The 19,767-nt window shown below is 60.4% G+C and carries 21 protein-coding genes; 10 read left to right on the top strand and 11 right to left on the bottom strand.

Going from position 1 to position 19,767, the window contains the following annotated elements; genetic code table 11:
* Nucleotides 1-26 precede the first annotated feature (26 nt).
* The 5 genes from ISN74_RS13980 to ISN74_RS13960 form a co-directional block, all read right to left on the bottom strand.
* Nucleotides 27-506, bottom strand: a complete 480-nt coding sequence (locus ISN74_RS13980) for a hypothetical protein (protein WP_188799815.1) — start codon at nt 504-506, stop codon at nt 27-29.
* A gap of 171 nt (nt 507-677) precedes the next feature.
* Nucleotides 678-953: a cell division topological specificity factor MinE gene (gene minE, locus ISN74_RS13975; protein ID WP_188799814.1), complete on the bottom strand. Its 276-nt coding sequence runs from the start codon at nt 951-953 to the stop codon at nt 678-680.
* A 5-nt stretch (nt 954-958) separates the two neighbouring features.
* Nucleotides 959-1,774 (bottom strand): septum site-determining protein MinD, encoded by an 816-nt coding sequence (gene minD / locus ISN74_RS13970; RefSeq protein ID WP_188799813.1) that lies wholly within the window; start codon nt 1,772-1,774, stop codon nt 959-961.
* Between the two features lie 58 nt (nt 1,775-1,832).
* Nucleotides 1,833-2,606 (bottom strand): septum site-determining protein MinC, encoded by a 774-nt coding sequence (minC, locus tag ISN74_RS13965; RefSeq protein ID WP_188799812.1) that lies wholly within the window; start codon nt 2,604-2,606, stop codon nt 1,833-1,835.
* On the bottom strand, nt 2,603-3,223 hold the full coding sequence (locus ISN74_RS13960) for a GNAT family N-acetyltransferase (protein WP_188800648.1): 621 nt from the start codon (nt 3,221-3,223) through the stop codon (nt 2,603-2,605). The genes minC and ISN74_RS13960 overlap by 4 nt, the downstream gene beginning before the upstream one ends.
* 289 nt (nt 3,224-3,512) lie before the next feature.
* Between ISN74_RS13960 and ISN74_RS13955 the strand changes: the two genes are divergently transcribed.
* From ISN74_RS13955 to ISN74_RS13925, 7 genes are all read left to right on the top strand, one after another.
* Nucleotides 3,513-4,748, top strand: coding sequence for a sensor histidine kinase (locus ISN74_RS13955; protein WP_188799811.1), 1,236 nt, complete (start codon nt 3,513-3,515; stop codon nt 4,746-4,748).
* Nucleotides 4,749-4,845: 97 nt separating this feature from the next.
* Nucleotides 4,846-5,487: a response regulator gene (locus tag ISN74_RS13950; RefSeq protein WP_188799810.1), complete on the top strand. Its 642-nt coding sequence runs from the start codon at nt 4,846-4,848 to the stop codon at nt 5,485-5,487.
* Between the two features lie 223 nt (nt 5,488-5,710).
* Nucleotides 5,711-7,090 carry an SRPBCC family protein gene (locus tag ISN74_RS13945; protein WP_188799809.1) on the top strand — a complete coding sequence of 460 codons (1,380 nt, stop codon included), beginning with the start codon at nt 5,711-5,713 and terminating at the stop codon, nt 7,088-7,090.
* Nucleotides 7,091-7,225: 135 nt separating this feature from the next.
* Entirely contained in the window at nt 7,226-8,164 is a 939-nt protein-coding gene (locus tag ISN74_RS13940; protein WP_188799808.1) for an ABC transporter ATP-binding protein, read from the top strand.
* Nucleotides 8,161-8,895, top strand: a complete 735-nt coding sequence (locus ISN74_RS13935) for an ABC transporter permease subunit (RefSeq protein WP_188799807.1) — start codon at nt 8,161-8,163, stop codon at nt 8,893-8,895. Before ISN74_RS13940 ends, ISN74_RS13935 begins: the two co-directional genes overlap by 4 nt.
* A 3-nt stretch (nt 8,896-8,898) precedes the next feature.
* Entirely contained in the window at nt 8,899-10,818 is a 1,920-nt protein-coding gene (locus ISN74_RS13930; protein WP_188799806.1) for a GldG family protein, read from the top strand.
* Between the two features lie 92 nt (nt 10,819-10,910).
* Nucleotides 10,911-11,789 (top strand): cytochrome c oxidase assembly protein, encoded by an 879-nt coding sequence (locus tag ISN74_RS13925; protein ID WP_188799805.1) that lies wholly within the window; start codon nt 10,911-10,913, stop codon nt 11,787-11,789.
* On the opposite strand, the gene ISN74_RS13920 is transcribed toward ISN74_RS13925, so the two are convergent.
* From ISN74_RS13920 to ISN74_RS13910, 3 genes are read right to left on the bottom strand one after another with little or no spacing between them, the layout of a single operon-like run.
* A complete protein-coding gene (locus ISN74_RS13920; RefSeq protein ID WP_188800646.1) occupies nt 11,790-12,560 on the bottom strand; it encodes a metallophosphoesterase in 771 nt (256 codons plus the stop codon). It lies immediately after the preceding gene.
* A gap of 59 nt (nt 12,561-12,619) precedes the next feature.
* Nucleotides 12,620-13,075, bottom strand: a complete 456-nt coding sequence (locus tag ISN74_RS13915) for a copper chaperone PCu(A)C (protein ID WP_188799804.1) — start codon at nt 13,073-13,075, stop codon at nt 12,620-12,622.
* A complete protein-coding gene (locus ISN74_RS13910; protein ID WP_188799803.1) occupies nt 13,072-13,689 on the bottom strand; it encodes an SCO family protein in 618 nt (205 codons plus the stop codon). Before ISN74_RS13910 ends, ISN74_RS13915 begins: the two co-directional genes overlap by 4 nt.
* 79 nt (nt 13,690-13,768) lie before the next feature.
* Between ISN74_RS13910 and ISN74_RS13905 the strand changes: the two genes are divergently transcribed.
* Nucleotides 13,769-14,143, top strand: coding sequence for a DUF423 domain-containing protein (locus ISN74_RS13905; protein ID WP_188799802.1), 375 nt, complete (start codon nt 13,769-13,771; stop codon nt 14,141-14,143).
* Nucleotides 14,144-14,157: 14 nt separating this feature from the next.
* On the opposite strand, the gene ISN74_RS13900 is transcribed toward ISN74_RS13905, so the two are convergent.
* The 3 genes from ISN74_RS13900 to ISN74_RS13890 all read right to left on the bottom strand — a co-directional run bounded on the left by ISN74_RS13900 (nt 14,158) and on the right by ISN74_RS13890 (nt 16,824).
* Nucleotides 14,158-14,349: a type II toxin-antitoxin system antitoxin gene (locus ISN74_RS13900; RefSeq protein ID WP_188799801.1), complete on the bottom strand. Its 192-nt coding sequence runs from the start codon at nt 14,347-14,349 to the stop codon at nt 14,158-14,160.
* 7 nt (nt 14,350-14,356) lie between these two features.
* Nucleotides 14,357-15,223, bottom strand: a complete 867-nt coding sequence (locus ISN74_RS13895) for an SPFH domain-containing protein (protein ID WP_188799800.1) — start codon at nt 15,221-15,223, stop codon at nt 14,357-14,359.
* 86 nt (nt 15,224-15,309) lie between these two features.
* Nucleotides 15,310-16,824 (bottom strand): transglutaminase family protein, encoded by a 1,515-nt coding sequence (locus tag ISN74_RS13890; protein ID WP_188799799.1) that lies wholly within the window; start codon nt 16,822-16,824, stop codon nt 15,310-15,312.
* Between the two features lie 114 nt (nt 16,825-16,938).
* On the opposite strand from ISN74_RS13890, the gene purT reads away from it, so the two are divergent.
* Nucleotides 16,939-18,120 (top strand): formate-dependent phosphoribosylglycinamide formyltransferase, encoded by a 1,182-nt coding sequence (purT, locus tag ISN74_RS13885; protein ID WP_188799798.1) that lies wholly within the window; start codon nt 16,939-16,941, stop codon nt 18,118-18,120.
* A gap of 102 nt (nt 18,121-18,222) precedes the next feature.
* Complete coding sequence (locus tag ISN74_RS13880; protein ID WP_188799797.1) at nt 18,223-19,737, top strand: FMN-binding glutamate synthase family protein; 1,515 nt, start codon at nt 18,223-18,225, stop codon at nt 19,735-19,737.
* The last annotated feature ends 30 nt before the right edge of the window (nt 19,738-19,767 follow it).

Genomic DNA, 19,767 nt, shown 5'->3' with positions numbered 1-19,767 from the left:
GTTTCATGGCGGTTGGGCGACGGCGACTATACCGGTTCGCCGGCCGCTGTCAGCAACCCGTGCTCCACCAGCCAGTCCCGGGCATTCTCCGCGTCGTGTTCGAACCACGCCTTGGCCGAGCCGAGTCGGAAGGTGTAACCCCAGGCATCCATATCCGCCATCACCCGATCGCTGCCGACGGCAGGCAGGGTGCCCCCCAGCACGATCTGCAGGTAGCACACGGCGTCTTCCTCGGCGATGGAATCGGTGGCGTCGGTGTGCGTTTCAACACGGCGCTCCGGCGGCAGCACGATCAGATGGCCGGCTTCATGTAACAGGGAATGCACCGGCGTATCGCCACGCGCGTACACCGTGTTGCCGATGATGCCGGCTTCGTCCTCGCCCCAGTAGCTGCCGGGAATGGCTTCGCCCTCGGGCACGCGGACCAGGCTCAAACCGTAGTGGGCGAGCAGGGATTCGATGGCAGTGCTGTCGATGTCGGCGAGGCGAAGGACGGACGTAGGCATTTGCTCCCTCTCCCCTCCGGGAAGAGGGTTGGGGTGAGGGGTCAATCCTGCGACAAGACTGACCTTTGAGTGCGATGCAGAAAGATGTTCACTGCGGCAAGAAGATGTGAGGCAAGCACGGACACTCGCCCCAGCCTTCTCCTCTCCCCGAAGGGAGAGGGAGCAAAGCAATCAGGTCGCAGGGTTGCCTGCGGGCTTGCCATCGGGCAGTGCTACCGACAGCTCCAATATTTCATGGCCGCTGTCGCGCTCGACATTGATGTTGATCGCTTCCAGGTCGACGTTGACGTATTTCTTGATGACCTCGAGCAATTCGTTACGCAGCAGCGGCAGGTAATCCGGCGCGCCGCGGGTAGAACGTTCTTGCGCGACGATGATGCGCAGGCGCTCCTTGGCGACCACGGCGGTAGGTTCCGGCTTACGCTTCAGGAAATCGAGGATACCCATCGCGATCAGCCTCCGAATACACGCTGGAAGAAGCCCTTTTTGGGTGCGTCAAGAAAGCGCATCGGGCGGGTCTCGCCGAGGATGCGGGCCACGGTGTCACGATAGGCCTGCCCGGCGTGAGAATTTTCATCCACGATCACCGGCACGCCGGCGTTGGATGCAGCGAGCACGTTTTCCGATTCCGGAATCACGCCGACGACGCTGATGCCCAGGATTTCCTCGACATCCTTCACGCTGAGCATCTCGCCTTGCTCGACGCGTGCGGGGTTGTAGCGGGTCAGCAGCAGATGCTGGGTGATGGCGCCATCGCCGCGTTCGGCGCGGCGCGTCTTGCTGGCCAGCAGGCCCAGGATGCGGTCGGAGTCGCGCACCGAGGACACTTCCGGATTGACCACCACCACGGCGTGATCGGCGAAATACATCGCCAGATGCGCGCCTTTTTCGATGCCGGCCGGCGAGTCGCAGATGATGTAGTCGAACTCTTCCTTGGCCAGATCGTCCAGAACCTTCTCGACACCTTCTTGGGTCAGTGCGTCCTTGTCGCGCGTCTGGCTGGCAGCGAGCACATACAGATTTTCGTAGCGCTTGTCCTTGATCAGGGCCTGCTTGATGCTGGCCTCGCCGTGCACGACATTGACGAAGTCGTACACCACGCGGCGCTCGCAGCCCATGATCAGATCAAGGTTGCGCAAGCCGACGTCGAAGTCGATCACAGCCACTTTTTTGCCCTGCATGGCCAGGCCGGTGGCAAGTGATGCGCTGGTAGTGGTCTTGCCGACGCCTCCCTTACCGGACGTCACAACGATAATCTCAGCACTCAAGGGTTCATCTCCGTTGGTGTTCTTTTAATGGTGGGGCGTTTTACGGGAATGGCGTCCGTTATTTCAACGGCGCAATCAGCAATTTTTCGCCATCGAGCCAGCATTGCACAGACTGGCCCTCCAGGTCTTTCGGAATTTGCTCGAAGACCCGGTAATGGCCGGCGATAGCCACCAATTCGGCACGAAAATCCGAAACGAAGATGCGTGCCTTCACGTCCCCCTGTGCGCCTGCCATGGCCCGTCCCTTCAGGCTGCCATAGATATGGATGCTGCCGTCGGCGATCACCTCGGCACCGTTGGCGATCGCACCGGTGACCACCACGTCGCGATCGCGTGCATAAACTTGTTGGCCCGAGCGCACCGCGCCTTCGTGATACTGCGCGCCGAGGATGGCGCCGGGAGCGGGCGCGGCCAGAACCGGTTCGCGTACCGGTGCGGAGGGCGCTTGTGTCGGGCTGGGCACCGGCGGCGCAACGCTGCCGCCGTCTGCAGGTTCGTAAGCCGCGCGGAACTTGGCGATCAGCGGCAGACCCATGCGCTGGGCCAGCGCTTCGGTGGCGCTTGTGCCATAGGCTAGGCCCACTGGCAGCATGCCAGCACTGCGCACGGCTTCCAGTAATGCGTCAACCGTACCGTCATCGGGCAGGCTTGGCAGGTGGCTGAGGTCGAGCACGACCGCGGCGCGCGAGAACAGCTGCGGCGCGGAACGGACGCGACGCTCCAGTTCATCACACAGCGCGGCCGCATCAACTCGCTTTACACGTACACAGGCGATGCCGACCTGACCGAAACGCAGATCGCAAGCGTCAGTTGTATCCATCTTTGCATTCATGAGCGCCGCTCTCCGGCGAGGCGGCGCGAGGTGGAGTCATTGTTTAGAAAAGCGGTGCGGCCGGCCAACCAGGGCAGGTCGGGCAAGCCGCCGTGCTCCAGGTAAGTGTCGCGCACGAAAGCGTAGCTGGGCAGATCCTTGGCGAGCAGGCTCACTTGAGGGCCCTGTTTGCCCATGCGCTGCTGGCCGACTTCCTGGAAGCCGTAGGTGCCATGGAACAGCACCACCACGTCATCCGGCGGCTCCAGGAACACTTCGCAGGTCAGCAGCGGCACGCGCACTTCGGCGAAGCTGTTCACATCGCAGTAGAAGATGCGGCCCAGGCCGTGGCGGCGGAAGGCGTTGGCGATGACGATGCGGTCGATGTAGACGAACGACGGATAGTGTTCGCTGAACCACTGGTAGTTGGTGCTGCTGTAATCCTGGCCGTTACGCAAGGCGATCAGGAATCCAGCCAGCTGGCCGTCGATTTCGGCGACCCGGAAGTAATCGGCGTGCTCGTAGAAGTAGCGCAATTGCGCGGCGTCCAAGACGAGTATGGAGCGTCCGGCGGTGTTATTGAGCGCCAGTACGGCATCCAGGTCGTGCTCGCGCACGTCGCGGATGGCAAGGGCCATGCGTTGCTCCGCAGTGAAGTGGTTGGTGAAGACCGACTGACGGCCCAGCTCAGGGCGCATTATGGCATGTGCCATCTGGCCGTACATCCCGTGCTGCGGCATGTAAAAGCTTTGTAAAGCGGGAAGTTGGAAGCGAGCAACGTAAGCACCTGGCCGAACGGCAAGCTTTCCGGCCCGGCTCCACCTTATAGAAGTGCAGCAAAAAGGCGGAGCGGACTCAGCACCTCGGCTACTGCCCGTTGTCGCCTGTCATGACTTCCCGCGCATTACACCCCCTCGGCAGGGGCCTATGATGCGTTCCATGGTCATGACCAACTTCAATCACATCCGAGCCTTGCGCATTACCGGGCTGATCGCCTACCTGTGCATTGGTACGCCGTTGTTTACCAACTGGGCGACCGAGCGGCTCGATTTGCTCAACAGCCCCGATTTCGCCTTGCTGTTGTGGACCCTGTCTTACCTGATCTTCGGCATTCTTTATCTGCTGATCACCAACAACCTGGGCGCTCGCACCAACATGGCGGCGCGGCTGTTCGGACTGCTGCTGATGACCGTGGCTGCACTGATGGTCGGGTGGTTCAGCCACAGCGGGCTTTCGGCGATCCTGCTGGTGGTCGTGGCGGTGGTGTTGCCGTGGCTGGTGCCGTTCTGGGTTGGCGTGGCGTGGATCGCCTTTCAGACCTTGTGTCTGTCTGCGATGTTTTCCACTTCTGACGAGCTCAAGCACAGCATCGCTCTGGGCGTGCTGCAGGCAAGCATCTACACCGCGTTTTCCATGCTCGGCTTTGTGGCCTCCATGGTGGCCAGCCAGCTGGCGGAAGAACGTGAAGCTCAGCGCCGCCTCAATTCCGAATTGCGGGCCACCCGCGCATTGCTGGCCGAATCGACCCGCATTGCCGAGCGCATGCGTATTGCACGGGAGCTGCACGATCTGATTGGCCATCACCTCACGGCGCTCAGCTTGAATCTGGAAGTCGCCAGTCATCTCAGCAACGAGGCGGCATCCGAGCATGTGCGCAAGGCGCAGAACACCGCGCGCCTGCTGCTGGCTGATGTACGTGAGGCGGTCAGCGAGCTGCGCCAGGATGATGCGATCGACCTTACTCAGGCCTTGCAAAGCTTGATGGATGGCGTGCCCAACCTGCTTGTGCATCTGAGCACGCCACCGCGCTTCAGTGTGGAAGATCCGCGTCGGGCCCAGGTGCTGCTGCGCTGTGTGCAGGAAATCATCACCAACACGGCCAAGCATGCCGGTGCGCGCAATTTGTGGCTGACGTTTGCCTATGACGATGAAAACCTGCTGAGCCTGAACGCGCTGGACGATGGCCGCGGTACGACCACCATCTCCCCGGGCAACGGTTTGTCAGGCATGCGCGAGCGATTGGCCGAGTTTGGCGGCGATGTGTCCATGGAAAGCGAAACAGGGCAGGGTTTTGCCTTGTATGTCCGTCTTCCGTTGGGCGAAGCTTCCGTGCTGGCGCATACGCCGTCACGTTTTGAACCCCCTGCATTGAGCCTGACCTGATGCCCTGCAACAATGCCAGTTTGCCGATTCAATCGTCTTTGTTTGTCGTTGTATGCGTGTGGCCTGTGATGGGCCGTCAAAGCTGCGAGGATTCACGATGATTTCCGTTTGTCTCGTCGACGACCAGAATCTGGTTCGCCAAGGAGTGCGTTCCCTGCTTGATCTGGCGGAGGACATTCGCGTTATCGCTGAATGTGCCGATGGCGTTCAGGCGGTGCAAGACATCCCCCGCATCAAGCCGGATGTTGTGTTGCTTGACCTGCGCATGCCCAACATGAGCGGCCTGGAAGTGCTGCAGACGCTGTCTGCACGCAACGAACTGCCGCCAACCATCATTCTCACCACTTTCGATGATGACCAGCTGGTGCTGCAGGGATTGAAAGCCGGTGCGCGTGGCTACCTGCTCAAAGATGTGTCGCTGGAGCAGTTGGTGGAAGCCGTACGTACTGTGGCGAACGGTGGCTCGCTGGTGGCACCGATGGTGACCCAGCGCCTGTTGGCCGGCGTCGGCCGCATCCATAACCAATTCACCAGCCTGGAGCAGCCCGACCCGCTGACCGAGCGCGAGACCGAAATCCTGCGCCTGCTCTCCGGTGGCTACAGCAATAAGGAAATTGCCAATTCTCTCAAGGTGGCGGAGGGGACCGTGAAAAATCACGTTTCCAACATTCTTTCCAAGCTTGGCGTGCGCGATCGCACCCGGGCTGTGCTCAAGGCGTTGGAGCTGGGCATCGTCTAACGCTCGCGGATATTTCGTCCGTGCCAGGGAATGCTGCGTAGCAGCGCGGCTGCGGGCTTCTTTGGCCCGTAGCGTTCCTGCGCGTGAGCAAGTACCATCGGCAGCTTAGGCGCTGGCCGATCCCCCGTCCTGATGCGGTTTCCCTCGAGGGAAAGTCATCCATGGCGGTACCGAACCGTCCCGCGCTTTCCACTGCAAGAGATACGTCTCGGAGAAACCTGGAATGACGCGTGTTCTGGAATTCATCGTTGCCCTGATCATCGTCGCCGTTGTTGGCGTCGTGGTGGGCGTCATCATGCCCGGCAGCGGCCACGTTGAGCGATCGTTGGTGGTCAGCAAAGACCTGCGCCAGGTCTACGACGTAGTAAACAATTTTCGTACCTTCCCCGATTACGGCGTGCTGCGCGCTTACGATCCCAGGACTCAGTACACCCTTTCCGGCGTTGCCTATGGCCCAGGCTCCGAGATCAGCTGGAGCAGCCAGGATGAGAAAGTCGGCGATGGCAAGCTGACTATCGCCAGCTCCCAGCCGGAATTCGACAAGATCGACACGACCGTCAACAGCGCGGAGATCGTGTGGAATGTGGACAACGCCTGGCGCGGTAGCGACAAGCACTTCACCCTCGATCTGCTGCGCCAGGGCAACACCGGCAAGCTGACTAAGATCACGTGGTCGTACGACGTGACCTACGGTTTTAACCTGCTCGCCCGTTATTCCAACATGTACATTCACGGCCAGCCGGATGCCTTCATCCAGTACAGCCTGAACAACCTGCAGAACGTGTTGGCGGCAGTGCCGAACATCGACTACAGCGCGCTTGATCCGTACATCGTGCAGACCAAGCAGACGCCGGTGCTGCTCGTTTCCACCTCGATGAAGCGCAAGGACGGTCTGGACGGCTTGAACCAAGCCACCGACGAGGCCATCAAGCAGATCGAAGATGCCGCCAAGAAGCTGGGCGTGCATACCAACGGTCCGCGCATCATCTTCACCACCAACTACGGTGACGAGACCTACACCTTTGATGTGGCCGAGCCGATCGACTCCGCCAGTCTGAACGTAGGTGGCCAGAGCTACCAGCTCACCCCGCCGACCCCGCCGTCACTGGCTGACCAGGATGCCGCTCCGGCTTCCAGCAGCACCGCTGCCGCGCCGGCCAGCACCAATCAGCCGGGCAGCAAGGACCGTAACGGTCGCCTGGTTATCGATAACAACGTGCTCGCCACGCTCGCTTTCGGTGGCCCGGCTCTGGAAGCCCCGTGGAACGGTACCGCTGCCGGCGTGCCGCAGACCCGCGACATGCTGAAGGCCTACGCACAGACGCACGGCTACAAGTACGACGAAGTGACCAACCGCCTGTACGACATCCTCACCCAGCCGGAAGTGAAGGACGCTGGCGGCAACATCACCACCTATGCGCAGTACTCGGTGTACCTGCCGATCTCCGATTCCGCTGACGGTGGCACGCTGCCGCAGCAGACGCCGGAACAGCAGGCTGGCATCAAGCAGCCGGGCATCATCAATGCCAACGGCCAGCCGGCTTCCAGCAGCACGGCGCCGGCTCCGGCCAGCACCGCTGCTGCGCCGGCCGCAGCCAAGTAATCCCAGCGCGCCTGGCTATCAAGAGCCCTCCCTACGGGGAGGGCTTTTTTATTTCTGCGCGTCGTGGCGATGCACTGAGAGAACTTTGCGCCGTGCTTGCGGTACATTGCAGGGCAGTCTTATTCGCGACCGGACATGATCGAAACAGACAAGCTCACCAAGCGCTATGGCCACTTGACCGCGGTGGATGCGCTTAGCATCTATGCCGAGCCGGGTCAGGTCCTTGGGTTGCTGGGTCCCAACGGTGCAGGCAAGACCACGGCGATACGCATGATTGCCGGTTTTTTCGCGCCCACGGCAGGAACGGCGCGCGTGTGCGGTTACGACGTGCGCAAGCAGCCGCTCAAGGCTAAGCGCGCGCTCGGCTATCTGCCGGAAGGCGCGCCGAGCTACGGCGAAATGACGGTGCGCGAATTTCTCGTCTTCATCATGCGCATGCGCGGCCTGCGTTCGGATGTGGGGCGCCGCCGCTTCGATGAAGTGGTTGGCACGTTGCAACTGGAAGATGCCTTGAATGTCACCGTCGATACCCTGTCCAAGGGATTGCGTCGGCGCGTGGGCCTTGCACAGGCCATCGTGCACGATCCGCCGGTGCTGATGCTCGATGAGCCCACCGATGGCCTGGACCCCAATCAGAAACACACCGTGCGTCAGTTGATCGACGCCATGGCGCGTGAGCGCACCATTCTCATCTCCACGCACTTGCTGGAAGAAGTGCACGCTTTGTGCAACCGCGTGGTGATCATCGCGGGCGGAAAGCTGCGCGCCGATGCCACGCCGGCGGAACTGGAGGCGCGCTCGCGCTATCACGGCGCAGTGTCGTTCAGTGCGGCGGGCAGTGGGCTGTCGCAGGAAATGCTCGGACGTTTGCCGCAGGTGGCGGGCATCGAGGTGGATCCACTCGATGGACGCGTGACGGTTTTCCCCAAGCCCGGCGAGCGCATTCTCGAGCCGGTGGAATCGCTGTTGCGCCAGCAAGGTTTGGAGGTGTCGGAGATCCAGCTCGAACGTGGGCGGCTGGACGAAGTGTTCCGCCAGATCACGCTGGGTACGGAAACGGGAGCGCAGCCATGAGTCCAACCTTGGCCGTGATGCGCCGCGAACTGCGCAGCTATTTCGTTACCCCGGTCGCCTACGTGTTCCTGGTGATCTTTCTAGTGCTCGCGGGCATTCTCACATTCTATGCCGGTGACTTCTACGATCGCGGCATCGCGGACCTGCAACCGTTCTTCGTGATGCATCCCTGGCTCTATCTGATCCTCGTGCCAGCGGTATCGATGCGCATATGGGCCGAGGAGGCTAAATCCGGAACGTTGGAACTGCTGCTGACCCTGCCGATGACCCTATGGCAAGCCATGCTCGGTAAATTCCTTGCCGCGTGGTTCTTCGTGGGGCTGGCCTTGCTGCTGACCTTTCCCATCTGGGTCACCGTTAACTATCTCGGCTCGCCGGACAACGGCATCATCGTCGCCGGTTATATCGGCAGCTGGCTGATGGCGGGTGCGTTCCTTGCTATCGGCGCGTGCCTATCCACACTGACCAGCAGCCAGGTCGTGGCGTTCATCCTGACGGCTGTGGTTTGCGTGCTGTTGATCCTTGTCGGTCAGGCTGAAGTGGTCGATTTTTTCCAGGGTGCGCTGCCACGCAAGCTCGTGAACGGCGTGGCGCATCTTTCCATGCTGCGGCACTACGAAGCGATTGCGCGCGGCGTGCTGGATGTACGCGACATCATCTACTTCGTGCTCACCATCGCTGCTTGGCTCACGGCCGGCGTGCTGGTGCTCGACCTCAAGCGGAGCCATTGAACGATGGCCCGCTTGACTCTACGCCGACGTACTGTCCTGTTCAGCGCGCTGATCGTGCTGATCGTGTCCTATTGCAGCCTTGCCCTGGTCACCAGCCGCTGGCTGGAGCCGGAGCGCTTCGATCTCACCACTGATCACCTTTATACGTTGTCGCCGGGCACGCGGCAGATCATCGACAACGTTCACCGGCCGCTGTGGCTCACGCTCTATTTCTCCCAGCATGCCACCAAGGACATGCCTCAGCTGCGCAGCTACGAACAGCGTGTCGCCGAGATGCTGCAGGAAATGGTGGCGCGTTCGCATGGGCGCATCCGCTTGCAGATCGTCGATCCGGTGCCTTATTCCGATGATGAGGCCAGTGCTGAAGGCAATGGCCTGACGCCGGTGAGCGGCGGTGGCAACGGTGAACGCATTTTCTTCGGTCTGGTTGGCTCCACGCGGCAACCCACCAGTGACGTGCCATCGGATTTGACGCCCGACACGCCGCAGGACAAGAGCGCGAAGAGCGTCGATCGCACCTTGCCGATCCCTTTCTTTGATCAGACGCGCGAAGCCTTTCTGGAATACGACATCGCCAAGCTGCTGTATCAGCTGAGCGAACCGGAAAAGCCACTCATCGGTGTGATGACGGATCTGCCCGTGATGGGCGATCCTTTGCAGGGCACCGCGCCGTGGGCGGTGATGCAGCAGTTGCAGCAGTTGTTCAACGTCGATGTACTGGATGCAAGCAAGCTCAAGAAGATCGACAAGAACATCCAGGTTCTGCTGCTGATTCATCCCAAGAATCTGCCTACTGACGCGCAATACGCACTAGACCAGTACGTACTGGGTGGTGGCCATCTGGCCGTGTTCGTCGATCCCTTTGCGGAGTCCGATCCGGTGGCGCTCACGGAAGACCAGCTGGCGGGCACCAACAATCACAGTTCCAACTTGCCGCGCCTGTTTGCCGATTGGGGTGTCGCGTACAGTCCGGACCAGGTCGTGCTGGATCGCGATCGCGCGTTGCCGATTGAGCTGGCCGGCACGAATCTCTTGCACCCGGCCATGCTCGGCCTGGGTACGCAGGAGCTCAACCGCGACGATGTGGTAACGGCCAGCCTGCAACGCGTGACCGTATCCACCGCGGGCCACTTCGATCTGCTGCCGAACGCGAACACACGGCTGATTCCGCTGATGCAAAGCAGTGCGGACGCCGAGATTGTGCCGACCCAACGGGTCATCGACGCCAGCAACAATCCGTCCACCTTGTTGCAGGGCTATCAGCCGCAGAATCAGAATTACGTGATTGCGGCGCGCCTGCGCGGACCGTTTGTCAGCGCCTTCCCGGAATTCGCCAAACGGTCAGGGCATCTTTCAGCGTCGCCATCGAATGAGGAAGTGATCCTGGTGGCGGACACGGATTTGCTGACCGACCGTCTGTGGGGGGAAACACAGAACTTCCTGGGCCAGCCTGTGTTTAGTGTCTTCGCCAACAACGGCGACTTCATCAGCAACCTGGTCGACAACCTCAGCGGTTCGTCAGCGCTGCTGTCCATTCGCGGACGTTCCAGCTCGCAGCGGCCCTTTACGCGTGTAGACGCGCTGCGCCGCGCCGCTGACCGCAAGTTCCTGCAAAAGGAGCAGGAGCTGAAAAACGAACTGGCGGACACCAAGCGGCGGCTCAGCGAATTGCAACCGGCGAAGGACGCAAGCGATACCTCGACCACTGCCGAACAACGAAAGGAGATCGAGCAGTTCCTGCAGCGTCAGTTGGCGATCAGCAAGGAGTTGCGTGATGTGCAACACCAGCTCAATGCCGAGATCGATGCCCTGGGCACGCGCCTGAAGGTGCTCAATATCGTGGTATTGCCGGGGTTGATCACTATTGCCGGCCTGCTCTACGGCTGGCGGCGCACGCGGCGCAACCGGCGCAAGCGGGCGTGATGGTGGCAATATGCCGCAAGGTCATGACATGAGACGGGTTATCCCCTGAATTAAGCTGGGTAGCCGTCTCCGCCGAGGGGGAAGTGGGATCGATGATCGCCGTGTTGCTGAAATGGATCGTTCCCTGGGAGTTCTCGTGGGTGTTTCTCGCGAGCTTCCTTGCAGCATGCGTGGTGTATTGGCGCGGCTGCCGCAAGCTGAAGGTAAGTACCGGGCGGCGGCTGGCATTCTGGTCGGGCATGGCGATGGTCTACCTGTGCCTGCAAACCTATTTCGATTTCTATGCCGAGCATGAGTTTTTCATGCATCGCATCCAGCAACTGCTGCTGCATCATCTGGCGCCGCTGGTGATCATGGCCTCTTATCCCGGTTGCGTATTACGCGCGGGCTTGCCGTTGAGCTGGCGCGTGCATGCACTGCGTCCGGCATTACGTAGTTGGCCTTGGCGCCTGGTCAGTGCAGTGTTGCTCAATCCAGCTGTGGCGACCATCTTGTTCGTAGTGTTCATCCTGATCTGGTTGGTGCCGTCGATGCAGACGATGGCGATGCTCGACTGGCGTGTCTACCGCATCATGAACTGGTCGATGATCATCAGCGGCTTCGTCTACTGGTGGTTGGTGCTCGATCATCGTCCGCGTCCGCCGGGACGAATGATTCCGGGCCTGCGCGTGCTTTCCCCAGGCATCACCATGACGCCCCAGATCCTGGCGGGTGCGATCATCACTTTTTCCAAGGCTGATCTCTATCCGATCTTCGAAATCTGCGGGCGCGCCTTCAATTTCAATGTATTCACCGGACAGTTGATCGGCGGCATCATCATCTGGGTGCCCGCTGCGACCATTGAGACCATCGGCGGGTTGCTGGCCATGCGCCAATGGCTGCGGTTGTCGCGCAGTGGCCGCATTCGCCGCCAGTCCAGTGCCAGGCGATCGCAACAAGCCAAGACGATCCCGATTGCCGGACCGGGCTGATCACGCAACGGAATACACCTGCATCAGCTCGCGCGACGTGAAGTGCGCTTCCGAGGGATAGCCGTACGCGTTGTTGATATACGTAATGCCGTCGATGGTGACGCGCCGGTTGACGTGACTGTGCCCATAAATGTGCAGGCTGCTGCCAAGCTGTCTGATCTGTGTATCGAGCTGTGTGGTGCCGAGAATCGGGTACAGCCTACGGTGTTTTTCGGGGATACGTTCCGGCATCAGATCGATACGCGGAAGAAAGTGCGAGAAGGTGATGACCGTGGTGGCGTCAGCCAACTCGGGTGACGACGCGGAAGGATTGCGCTCGACAAACCAGCGCGTCACGGCCTGGTCGTCATAACCATGAGGCCAGCGGCAGGCGCGGTAATCGGCCCATGCGCCTCTGAGATAGTCGCTCGGTATGCCGAAGGAATAGTCGTACCAGCCGAACATAGGAACGATCGCCAGGCCCTCCTTGCGATAAGGCGTCATGCGAATACCTTGCTCGTTCGCCAGGCGACGAACCGCGTCGAATTTCTCGAATGAATCGTGCATACCTTCCCGGTGCACCCACAGGTCGTGATTGCCAGGCACGTAGAGCACGGCAGAGAAGCGACGCACGAGCGCTTCGAAACCATCAGCCAGCAGCGCAAGCCGATCAGAGATGTCGCCTGCGAGTATCAGGGTGTCGTTTTGATAATCATGGCGCGACAGCTGCGCTACCCAGTCGCGATTGGGAGCGTAGTCGAGATGAAGATCGGAAATCGCAAAGATGCGCATCACCCACCATTATCCGCCGGCGAGCCTTGTGAGCAACACTTCTTCTTTGGACGATCGGCCTAATTGGGGTCGGCAGCGTTGGCCGGCCGCACCAGAAACTGCACGGGAAGCTGGCTCCCGTCGGCAAAGTCCAGCGTAATACCGACGGTATCGCCAGCCTTGATCATGTGGCTGGCATGTTCGAGCATCAGATGATAGCCAGCCGGCGCAAGTTCGGCCTTGCCTTGTGCTGGAATCGCCAGCTTACCCACCGCATTCATGCTGCTCATGCCTCCGCTGCCTGTCGTGCTTTCATGCAGCATGACTGAGGCATACGTCGTGCTATGCGCGGAAACAAGCACCGCGGTAGATGTGCCCATGTTTTGCAGCATCACATAGCCGCTTGCTGGCAGGTTGGCAGGCAGCAGACGGATCCAAGCGTGGGTAGCAGTGACATGATCGGCCTGGCTCGCTTGCAGATTGGCAACGGGCAACAGGCTCATGAGGAGCAATACAGACAGATACTGCATTTTCATGGCGCGCCGCCCGAGCTCAACAACAACTGCAAATCGTGCGTCAATTTATCCTGTCCATCGGCCGGCGTGGCCAACAATCGGGCCTTGCCGCTTGCATCAAAAATGTAGATGCCGGAACTGTGGCTGACGTCGTAACTGTCATCGCTCTTGCCAGGTTCGCGCGTAAAGGCGGCGCGATAGCGTTTTGTCAGCGCTTCAATATCGGCAGGCGCGCCGGTCAGGCCAACAGCGCGTGGATCGAAGGCATTCACGTAATCGTGCAGCACCGCCGGCGTGTCGCGTGCCGGGTCGACGGTGACGAAAAGAATGCGCACATGATCGGCAAGCTTGCCCAGTCGCTGCATCACCACGTGCAGATGTGCCAGTGTCAGCGGACAGACGTCGGGGCAATGGGTGTAGCCGAAATAGAGCAGGGTGATCTTGCCGCGATAGTCGGCTGCCGTGACGGTCTGGCCATGGTCATCGGTAAGCCGGAACGCGAGATCTGGCATGTGCCCGGAAATATCCGTCAGTTGCCAGGGCTGTTGCGCGTCCTTGTTGCACGCTGCGAGCAATGCGCTTGCCGCGACTGCAAATGACAGGATGACCAGCCGGAGCAGACGCGAACACTTCATGCAAGAATCCTGTGGTGGGTTCGCAAAGCATACGCCACGCGCGCCCGGTATCGTTCTCTTGCTGCGGGAAACACTCTTTATGCGACAAAGTGTCTCTGTCCCGAATGGATGGCTCGTCGGCGTGGCTGGCGCCAGCGCGGTGCTGCTGGGGGCTTTCGGCGCGCACGGTTTGCGCAACGTGCTCGACGACGCGCACCGCGAGTTATGGCATACCGCGGTGGACTATCACTTCTGGCATGCACTGGCGCTGGCTATCGCCGTGGCTTGCGGCCAAGGCAAGGCCGCTCGCGTGGCGGTGTGGACGCTGGCATTGGGTATCGTGCTGTTTAGCGGAAGTCTGTATGGGCTGGCACTCGGTGCGCCACGGTGGGTGGGCGTCGCGACGCCTTTTGGCGGCGTGGCGTTCATCATTGGATGGCTGGCGCTGGGACTGTCGCTAAAGCGCAGCGGTTAACACCCGCTCGCGCCTCAGCCATTCTCATCATCGACCAGCGGCTTCACCTTGCCAGGTTTAAGACGGCCGTTCTTATGCAGCGCTTCCCGCAGCACATATTCGATCTGTGCATTGACGCTGCGCAACTCGTCATCAGCCCAGTGTTGCATGGCTTCGAGGACGGTTGCGCTGATGCGCAGGGGATAGGCTTTTTTCTCGGCTGCCATGCTGCCGTCAATTGTACAGCGTGCCTGTGTTGAGCACCGGCTGCGTGCCGCGTTCGCCGCACAGCACGACCAACAGGTTGCTCACCATCGCGGCTTTGCGCTCTTCGTCCAGTTCGACTACGCCTTGGGCGCGCAGCTTGTCCAGCGCCATGGCAACGATGCCGACGGCGCCCTGGACGATGCGCTCGCGTGCCGCGATGATGGCGCTGGCTTGTTGCCGTTGCAGCATGGCCTGGGCGATTTCCTGTGCATAAGCGAGATGGCTGATGCGTGCTTCCGTCACTTGCACGCCGGCCTTGCCCAGGCGCGCCTGGATTTCATCGCGCAAGTGATTGTTGATATCCTCGCCGTGGCTGCGCAGCGAGGGTTTGCCATCGTCATGCGCATCGTAGGGATAGCTTTGCGCCATCTGGCGTAAGGCGGATTCACTCTGGATGTGCACGAAATTTTCGTAGTCGTCGACGCAGAATACGGCTTCGGCCGTATCCACGACTTGCCACACGACAACCGCGGCAATCTCGATCGGATTGCCATCGTTGTCGTTGACCTTCAGCTTGCCGCTTTCGAAGTTGCGCACACGCAGTGAAACGCGGCGGCGGCTATAGAACGGGTTGGTCCAGCGTAGTCCTTCGTGGCGCACCGTACCCGCGTATTTGCCGAACAGCTGCATGACCAGCCCCTCGTTGGGGGCGACCTGGAAAAAGCCCTTGGTCAGCCAGACGGTAAACACGTGGATGACGATGCCCAGGGCGAGAAGCCCGGCTTGCCCGGTGCTCGCCGCGCTGAGTTCAAGAACAAGCCCCAGCGCTGCCAGCAGCAGGCAGACAAAGATGAATGGAATGCCGGCGATCGAAAATCCCGTTCGTTCGTTCATGGCTCAACCCTCCAAAGTTGAGAAAATTAGATATCAATATGATATCTAATTCAAGTGCCGGGTCGAGCCAGGTCGAGGGTCGGATGTCAGCGCCCCGCGCCGCCCCCGCCGTTCGGCACCGCCGCGCCGCCGGAGTGGTTGTAGATCTCTGAAAAGGTGTTTACGGAGTCGATCTGGATGTCGCCCAATTCGCTGGTGGCGTTGAAGAAGTGCCACGGATTGCCGTCGCTGCTGTCCAGCGCGATATGACCGGTGTCGAAATGCGTTGCGGCCGGGTCGAAGCTGTGCCAGCGGTCCCTGATCCACGCCATCACCCAGGCATGCGGCACGAACACGCGGGATTTGTGGCCGTAACGGTCGGTGTAGATCATGCCAACCACCACGCGGGCAGGGATGTGTTCCGCTCGCGCCATGGCGGCAAGCAACACAGCGTATTCCATGCAATTGCCCTTGCGGTTGCGCGCCACTTCCAGCGCGGAGGCGTAGCCGATATCCAGTCCATGCTGAGAAAGGTAGCGGTTGACGAACGCGCTCAGTTTGCCCATCACGTGTTCTTTGCTGATGGCGTCGCCGGCGGCGGTATCAGCGAGCTCGCGGATGATGGGGGAATCCGATTGCAGCCACGCATTGGGTGCTGTGTCCGCAGCTGTGGGTGGGTCATGGCTATCGATCACGCTACGGTAGACATTGATCTGCCATTCGCCATGACCCAGGTCGGTGACGTCCTGCTCATCCGTATTGATGAACGGCCGCACCATCTCTTTGTTGTTGATGTGAACGCGGTAAGTCAGATAGTCGTTGAGCATGTCGGGCGTCAACAGACGAGGCGAATCAATCAGAGCCGAATCCATCATGTCCAGGCTTTCGCCGGGCGCGGTGGCGCAAGCTTGGTCACAGGCGATCATGTCCAAGGGTTGTCCAAGCATCGAGAGCGAGCCCTTGCGGATATTGCCTTGGGCGTCCAGCCACAGATCCACCTCTTGCGAACCGCTGGGGCGGCTTAGCGTTTCACGCTGGTGGCTGAGAGTTTCCACGTGATTGGGAAAGCTCACGCGTTCCTGGCCCAGCACATCCACGGACAGGTCCATCGCTTGCTGGCTGGCCTGGTTGTAGATCCGCAGGGGGTAGACCTGCCCGGGATGCTGGCTGGCGGCGAGCATGGCTTGCCGTTGTCCTTCGGCCAGTACGGCATCTGCCGGCCACGCGGTAACGGTCTGGCGCGTATCGCCGCCGACGTTGATGATCAACTGCAGTTGGCCGTCTGGCTGCAGCGTGCCGTCGATGGCGGTTTCGTTGGCCGAGATGTTGGTGCGCATGCTGAAGCTGAGCGGCTTGCCATCGGCCGTTTCCACACTGCGGCTGATATTGGTGTACGGAACCGTCTGGCCGTTTCGCGTGACATCCATGACCAGGGTTTCCGTGGTGACCACGGTGTTGCCGATGAGTTGGCGCTGGATTTCCTGGCGGCCGATCTTGTGGCCGTTGAGCAGAACGGTCATCCAGGTGGTGTCGGTCGGAGACGTGTTCGTCTCCGACCACGTCTGGCCGGAGGCAAGGCACAACATCGGCACCAGCAAAAGCGGGGCAATCCAGCTGCGCATAAGTCTCACTGCGGGGAATGGAGACAGCTCTAGTCAATACCTGCTATGAGCGGGCGTCAATCTGCGGTGCGGCAACGCCCTGGCGGTAGAATGCTGGTTTTACCGGAGACTGCGATGAAGCCGTTCGGCACGCCCCATTCCAATCATGCCCTGAAGGTCCTTTTGCTGGGGGCGGGCGAACTTGGCAAGGAGGTCGCGATTGAGCTGCAGCGCTATGCTGTCGAGGTGGTGGCCGTGGATCGCTACGCCGATGCACCGGCGATGCAGGTAGCTCACCGCAGCCATGTTATCGACATGTTGGATGGCGCTGCGTTGCGCGCCCTTATCGAACAGGAAAAGCCTGATCTGGTAGTGCCGGAAATCGAGGCCATTCATACGCCGACTCTAGTGGCATTGGAAAACGAAGGTCTGCGGGTGATTCCGACCGCTAGGGCCACCTGGCTGACCATGAACCGCGAAGGCATCCGACGGCTTGCCGCAGAAGAACTCGGCCTGCCCACATCGCCTTATCGCTTTTGCGACGATGAGGCGCAATACCGCGAAGCTGTGGCAGCGATCGGCTATCCGTTCGTGATCAAGCCGGTGATGAGTTCGTCAGGCAAAGGGCAGAGCATCGTGCGGGATGCAGCGGGCATGCAGGAGGCCTGGGACTATGCCCAATCGGGTGGTCGCGCCGGTAAGGGACGGGTGATTGTCGAGGGCTTCGTTCCATTCGATTACGAAATCACCCTGCTCACCATCAGCCACAAGGACGGCACCAGTTTCTGCGCGCCGATTGGACATCGTCAGGAAGATGGCGATTACCGTGAATCCTGGCAGCCGCAACCCATGAGTGCCGCCGCACTGACAGAAGCGCATCGGCAGGCCAAGGCGATTACTGGCGCCCTGGGAGGCTGGGGTGTGTTTGGCGTTGAGTTTTTCGTCAAGGGCGATCAGGTGATCTTTTCGGAAGTCAGTCCGCGTCCGCACGATACCGGACTGGTCACGCTGATCTCGCAGGAGTTGTCCGAGTTTGCCTTGCATGCGCGGGCCATTCTGGGGTTGCCGATTCCGGTGATTCATCAGAACGGACCTTCAGCTTCGTGCGCCGTGCTGGTAGAGGGCGAGGGACGCGCGCCGCGCTATCACGGCATCGCGGATGCCTTGGTGGAGCCTGACACCCAGTTACGTATTTTCGGTAAGCCCGAAGTGAAGGGGCGCCGTCGCATGGCGGTAACCTTAGCACGCGATATAGATATCGAGGCGGCCAAGGCGAAGGCGATTCGTGCCGCCAAGGCGATTCGCACGGAGTTGTAAGTTCTGCAAGGACGCCTGGGGAAGTGTGAAGCGTGCAGAACGTTTGCCTTGGTACTTTCATAGATCATGACGGCGAAAGCCGCAGATAGACGGAGAGTAAGGATGGAATCGTCAGGTTTTTCGCATTGGTTGGTCGTGTTGGTGGAAACCTTCGCATTGCTGTTCATCATGCTGCTGGTGATCGCCATCCTGGTGGTGATTGTGGTGTGGGTGCTGGATCGCAACCAGACGCACAATTCCGTACTGCGCAACTATCCGGTCATTGGTCACTTTCGTTACTGGTTCCTGCATCTGGGTGAATTCTTTCGCCAGTACTTGTATTCCAGTGATCGCGAGGAGCTGCCGTTCAATCGCGCGCAGCGCATGTGGGTGTATCGCGCGGCAAAGAATACGGAAAACACCAACTCCTTCGGTTCTACCCGCGATCTGCGTGGCGAAGGCGTGCCGTTTTTCATCAATGCTGCGTTTCCCGCGCTGGGCGATCATCACGTCAAGCCGAAGCCTGTGCGCATCGGACCGTACGCACGCGAGCCTTACGATCACGCATCGTTTTTCAATATCTCCGCGATGAGCTTCGGCGCATTGTCCGCGCCTGCGGTGCGTGCACTTTCGTTCGGTGCAGCCAAAGCCGGCATCTGGCTGGATACGGGCGAGGGTGGTCTGGCGCCGTATCATCTGGAAGGTGGTTGCGACATCATTTTCGAGATCGGTACTGCCAAATACGGTGTACGTACACCCGATGGCAAGCTGGATGATCAAAAACTGCTGGCGATCAGTGCGCACAAGCAGGTGAAGATGATCAGCATCAAGCTGGGGCAGGGCGCCAAGCCGGGTATGGGTGGTTTGCTGCCGGCGGCCAAAGTCACGCCGGAAATTGCGGAGATTCGCGGGATTCCCGTGGGACAGGATTCGCAAAGCCCGAACCGTCATCTCGATATCGGCAACGTGCAACAGCTGATGGATGCGATCCAGCACATCCGGCGCCTCACCGGCAAACCCACCGGCTTCAAGGCGGTGTTTGGTGGCTTGGAATGGATCGATGAACTGTGTACGGAGATCGACAAGCGCGGCATCGAAAGCGCGCCGGACTTCATCATTGTCGATGGCTCTGAAGGCGGGACTGGCGCAGCACCGCAAACCCTGATGGAAGGTGTCGGCCTGCCATTGCACGAAGCCTTGCCGGCACTGGTTAACTTGCTGATCGAAAGAGGTCTGCGCGAGCGCATCAAGGTGATCTGCTCGGGCAAATGCATCACCGCGTATGACGTGGCGTGGGCGTTGTCGATGGGTGCGGATTTCGTCAACTCCGCGCGCGGCTTCATGTTGGCACTGGGCTGCATCCAATCACTGCAGTGCAATCGCAATACCTGCCCAACAGGCATCACGACGCAAAATACGCGCTTGCAGCGCGGCCTGGTCGTTGCCGACAAGAGCGAGCGCGTGGCGCATTACGCCAAGAATGTGATGCACGAAGTCGGCATCATCGCGCACAGCTGCGGTGTGGAAGATCCGCGCGAGCTCGATCGCACGCATTGCCGCGTGGTGGGCGATGACGGTATCTCGGTGCCGCTGGTCAAACTGTTCCCGTATCCGCCGGCTGCGGCGCAGAAAGTCTGATGTTCGGTGGCGGCTGACGTTGTCGGCCGC

This window comes from Dyella caseinilytica (genome assembly GCF_016865235.1).
In the GTDB taxonomy this organism is placed as follows: domain Bacteria; phylum Pseudomonadota; class Gammaproteobacteria; order Xanthomonadales; family Rhodanobacteraceae; genus Dyella_B; species Dyella_B caseinilytica.
This window is presented reverse-complemented; position numbering and strand designations above follow the sequence as displayed.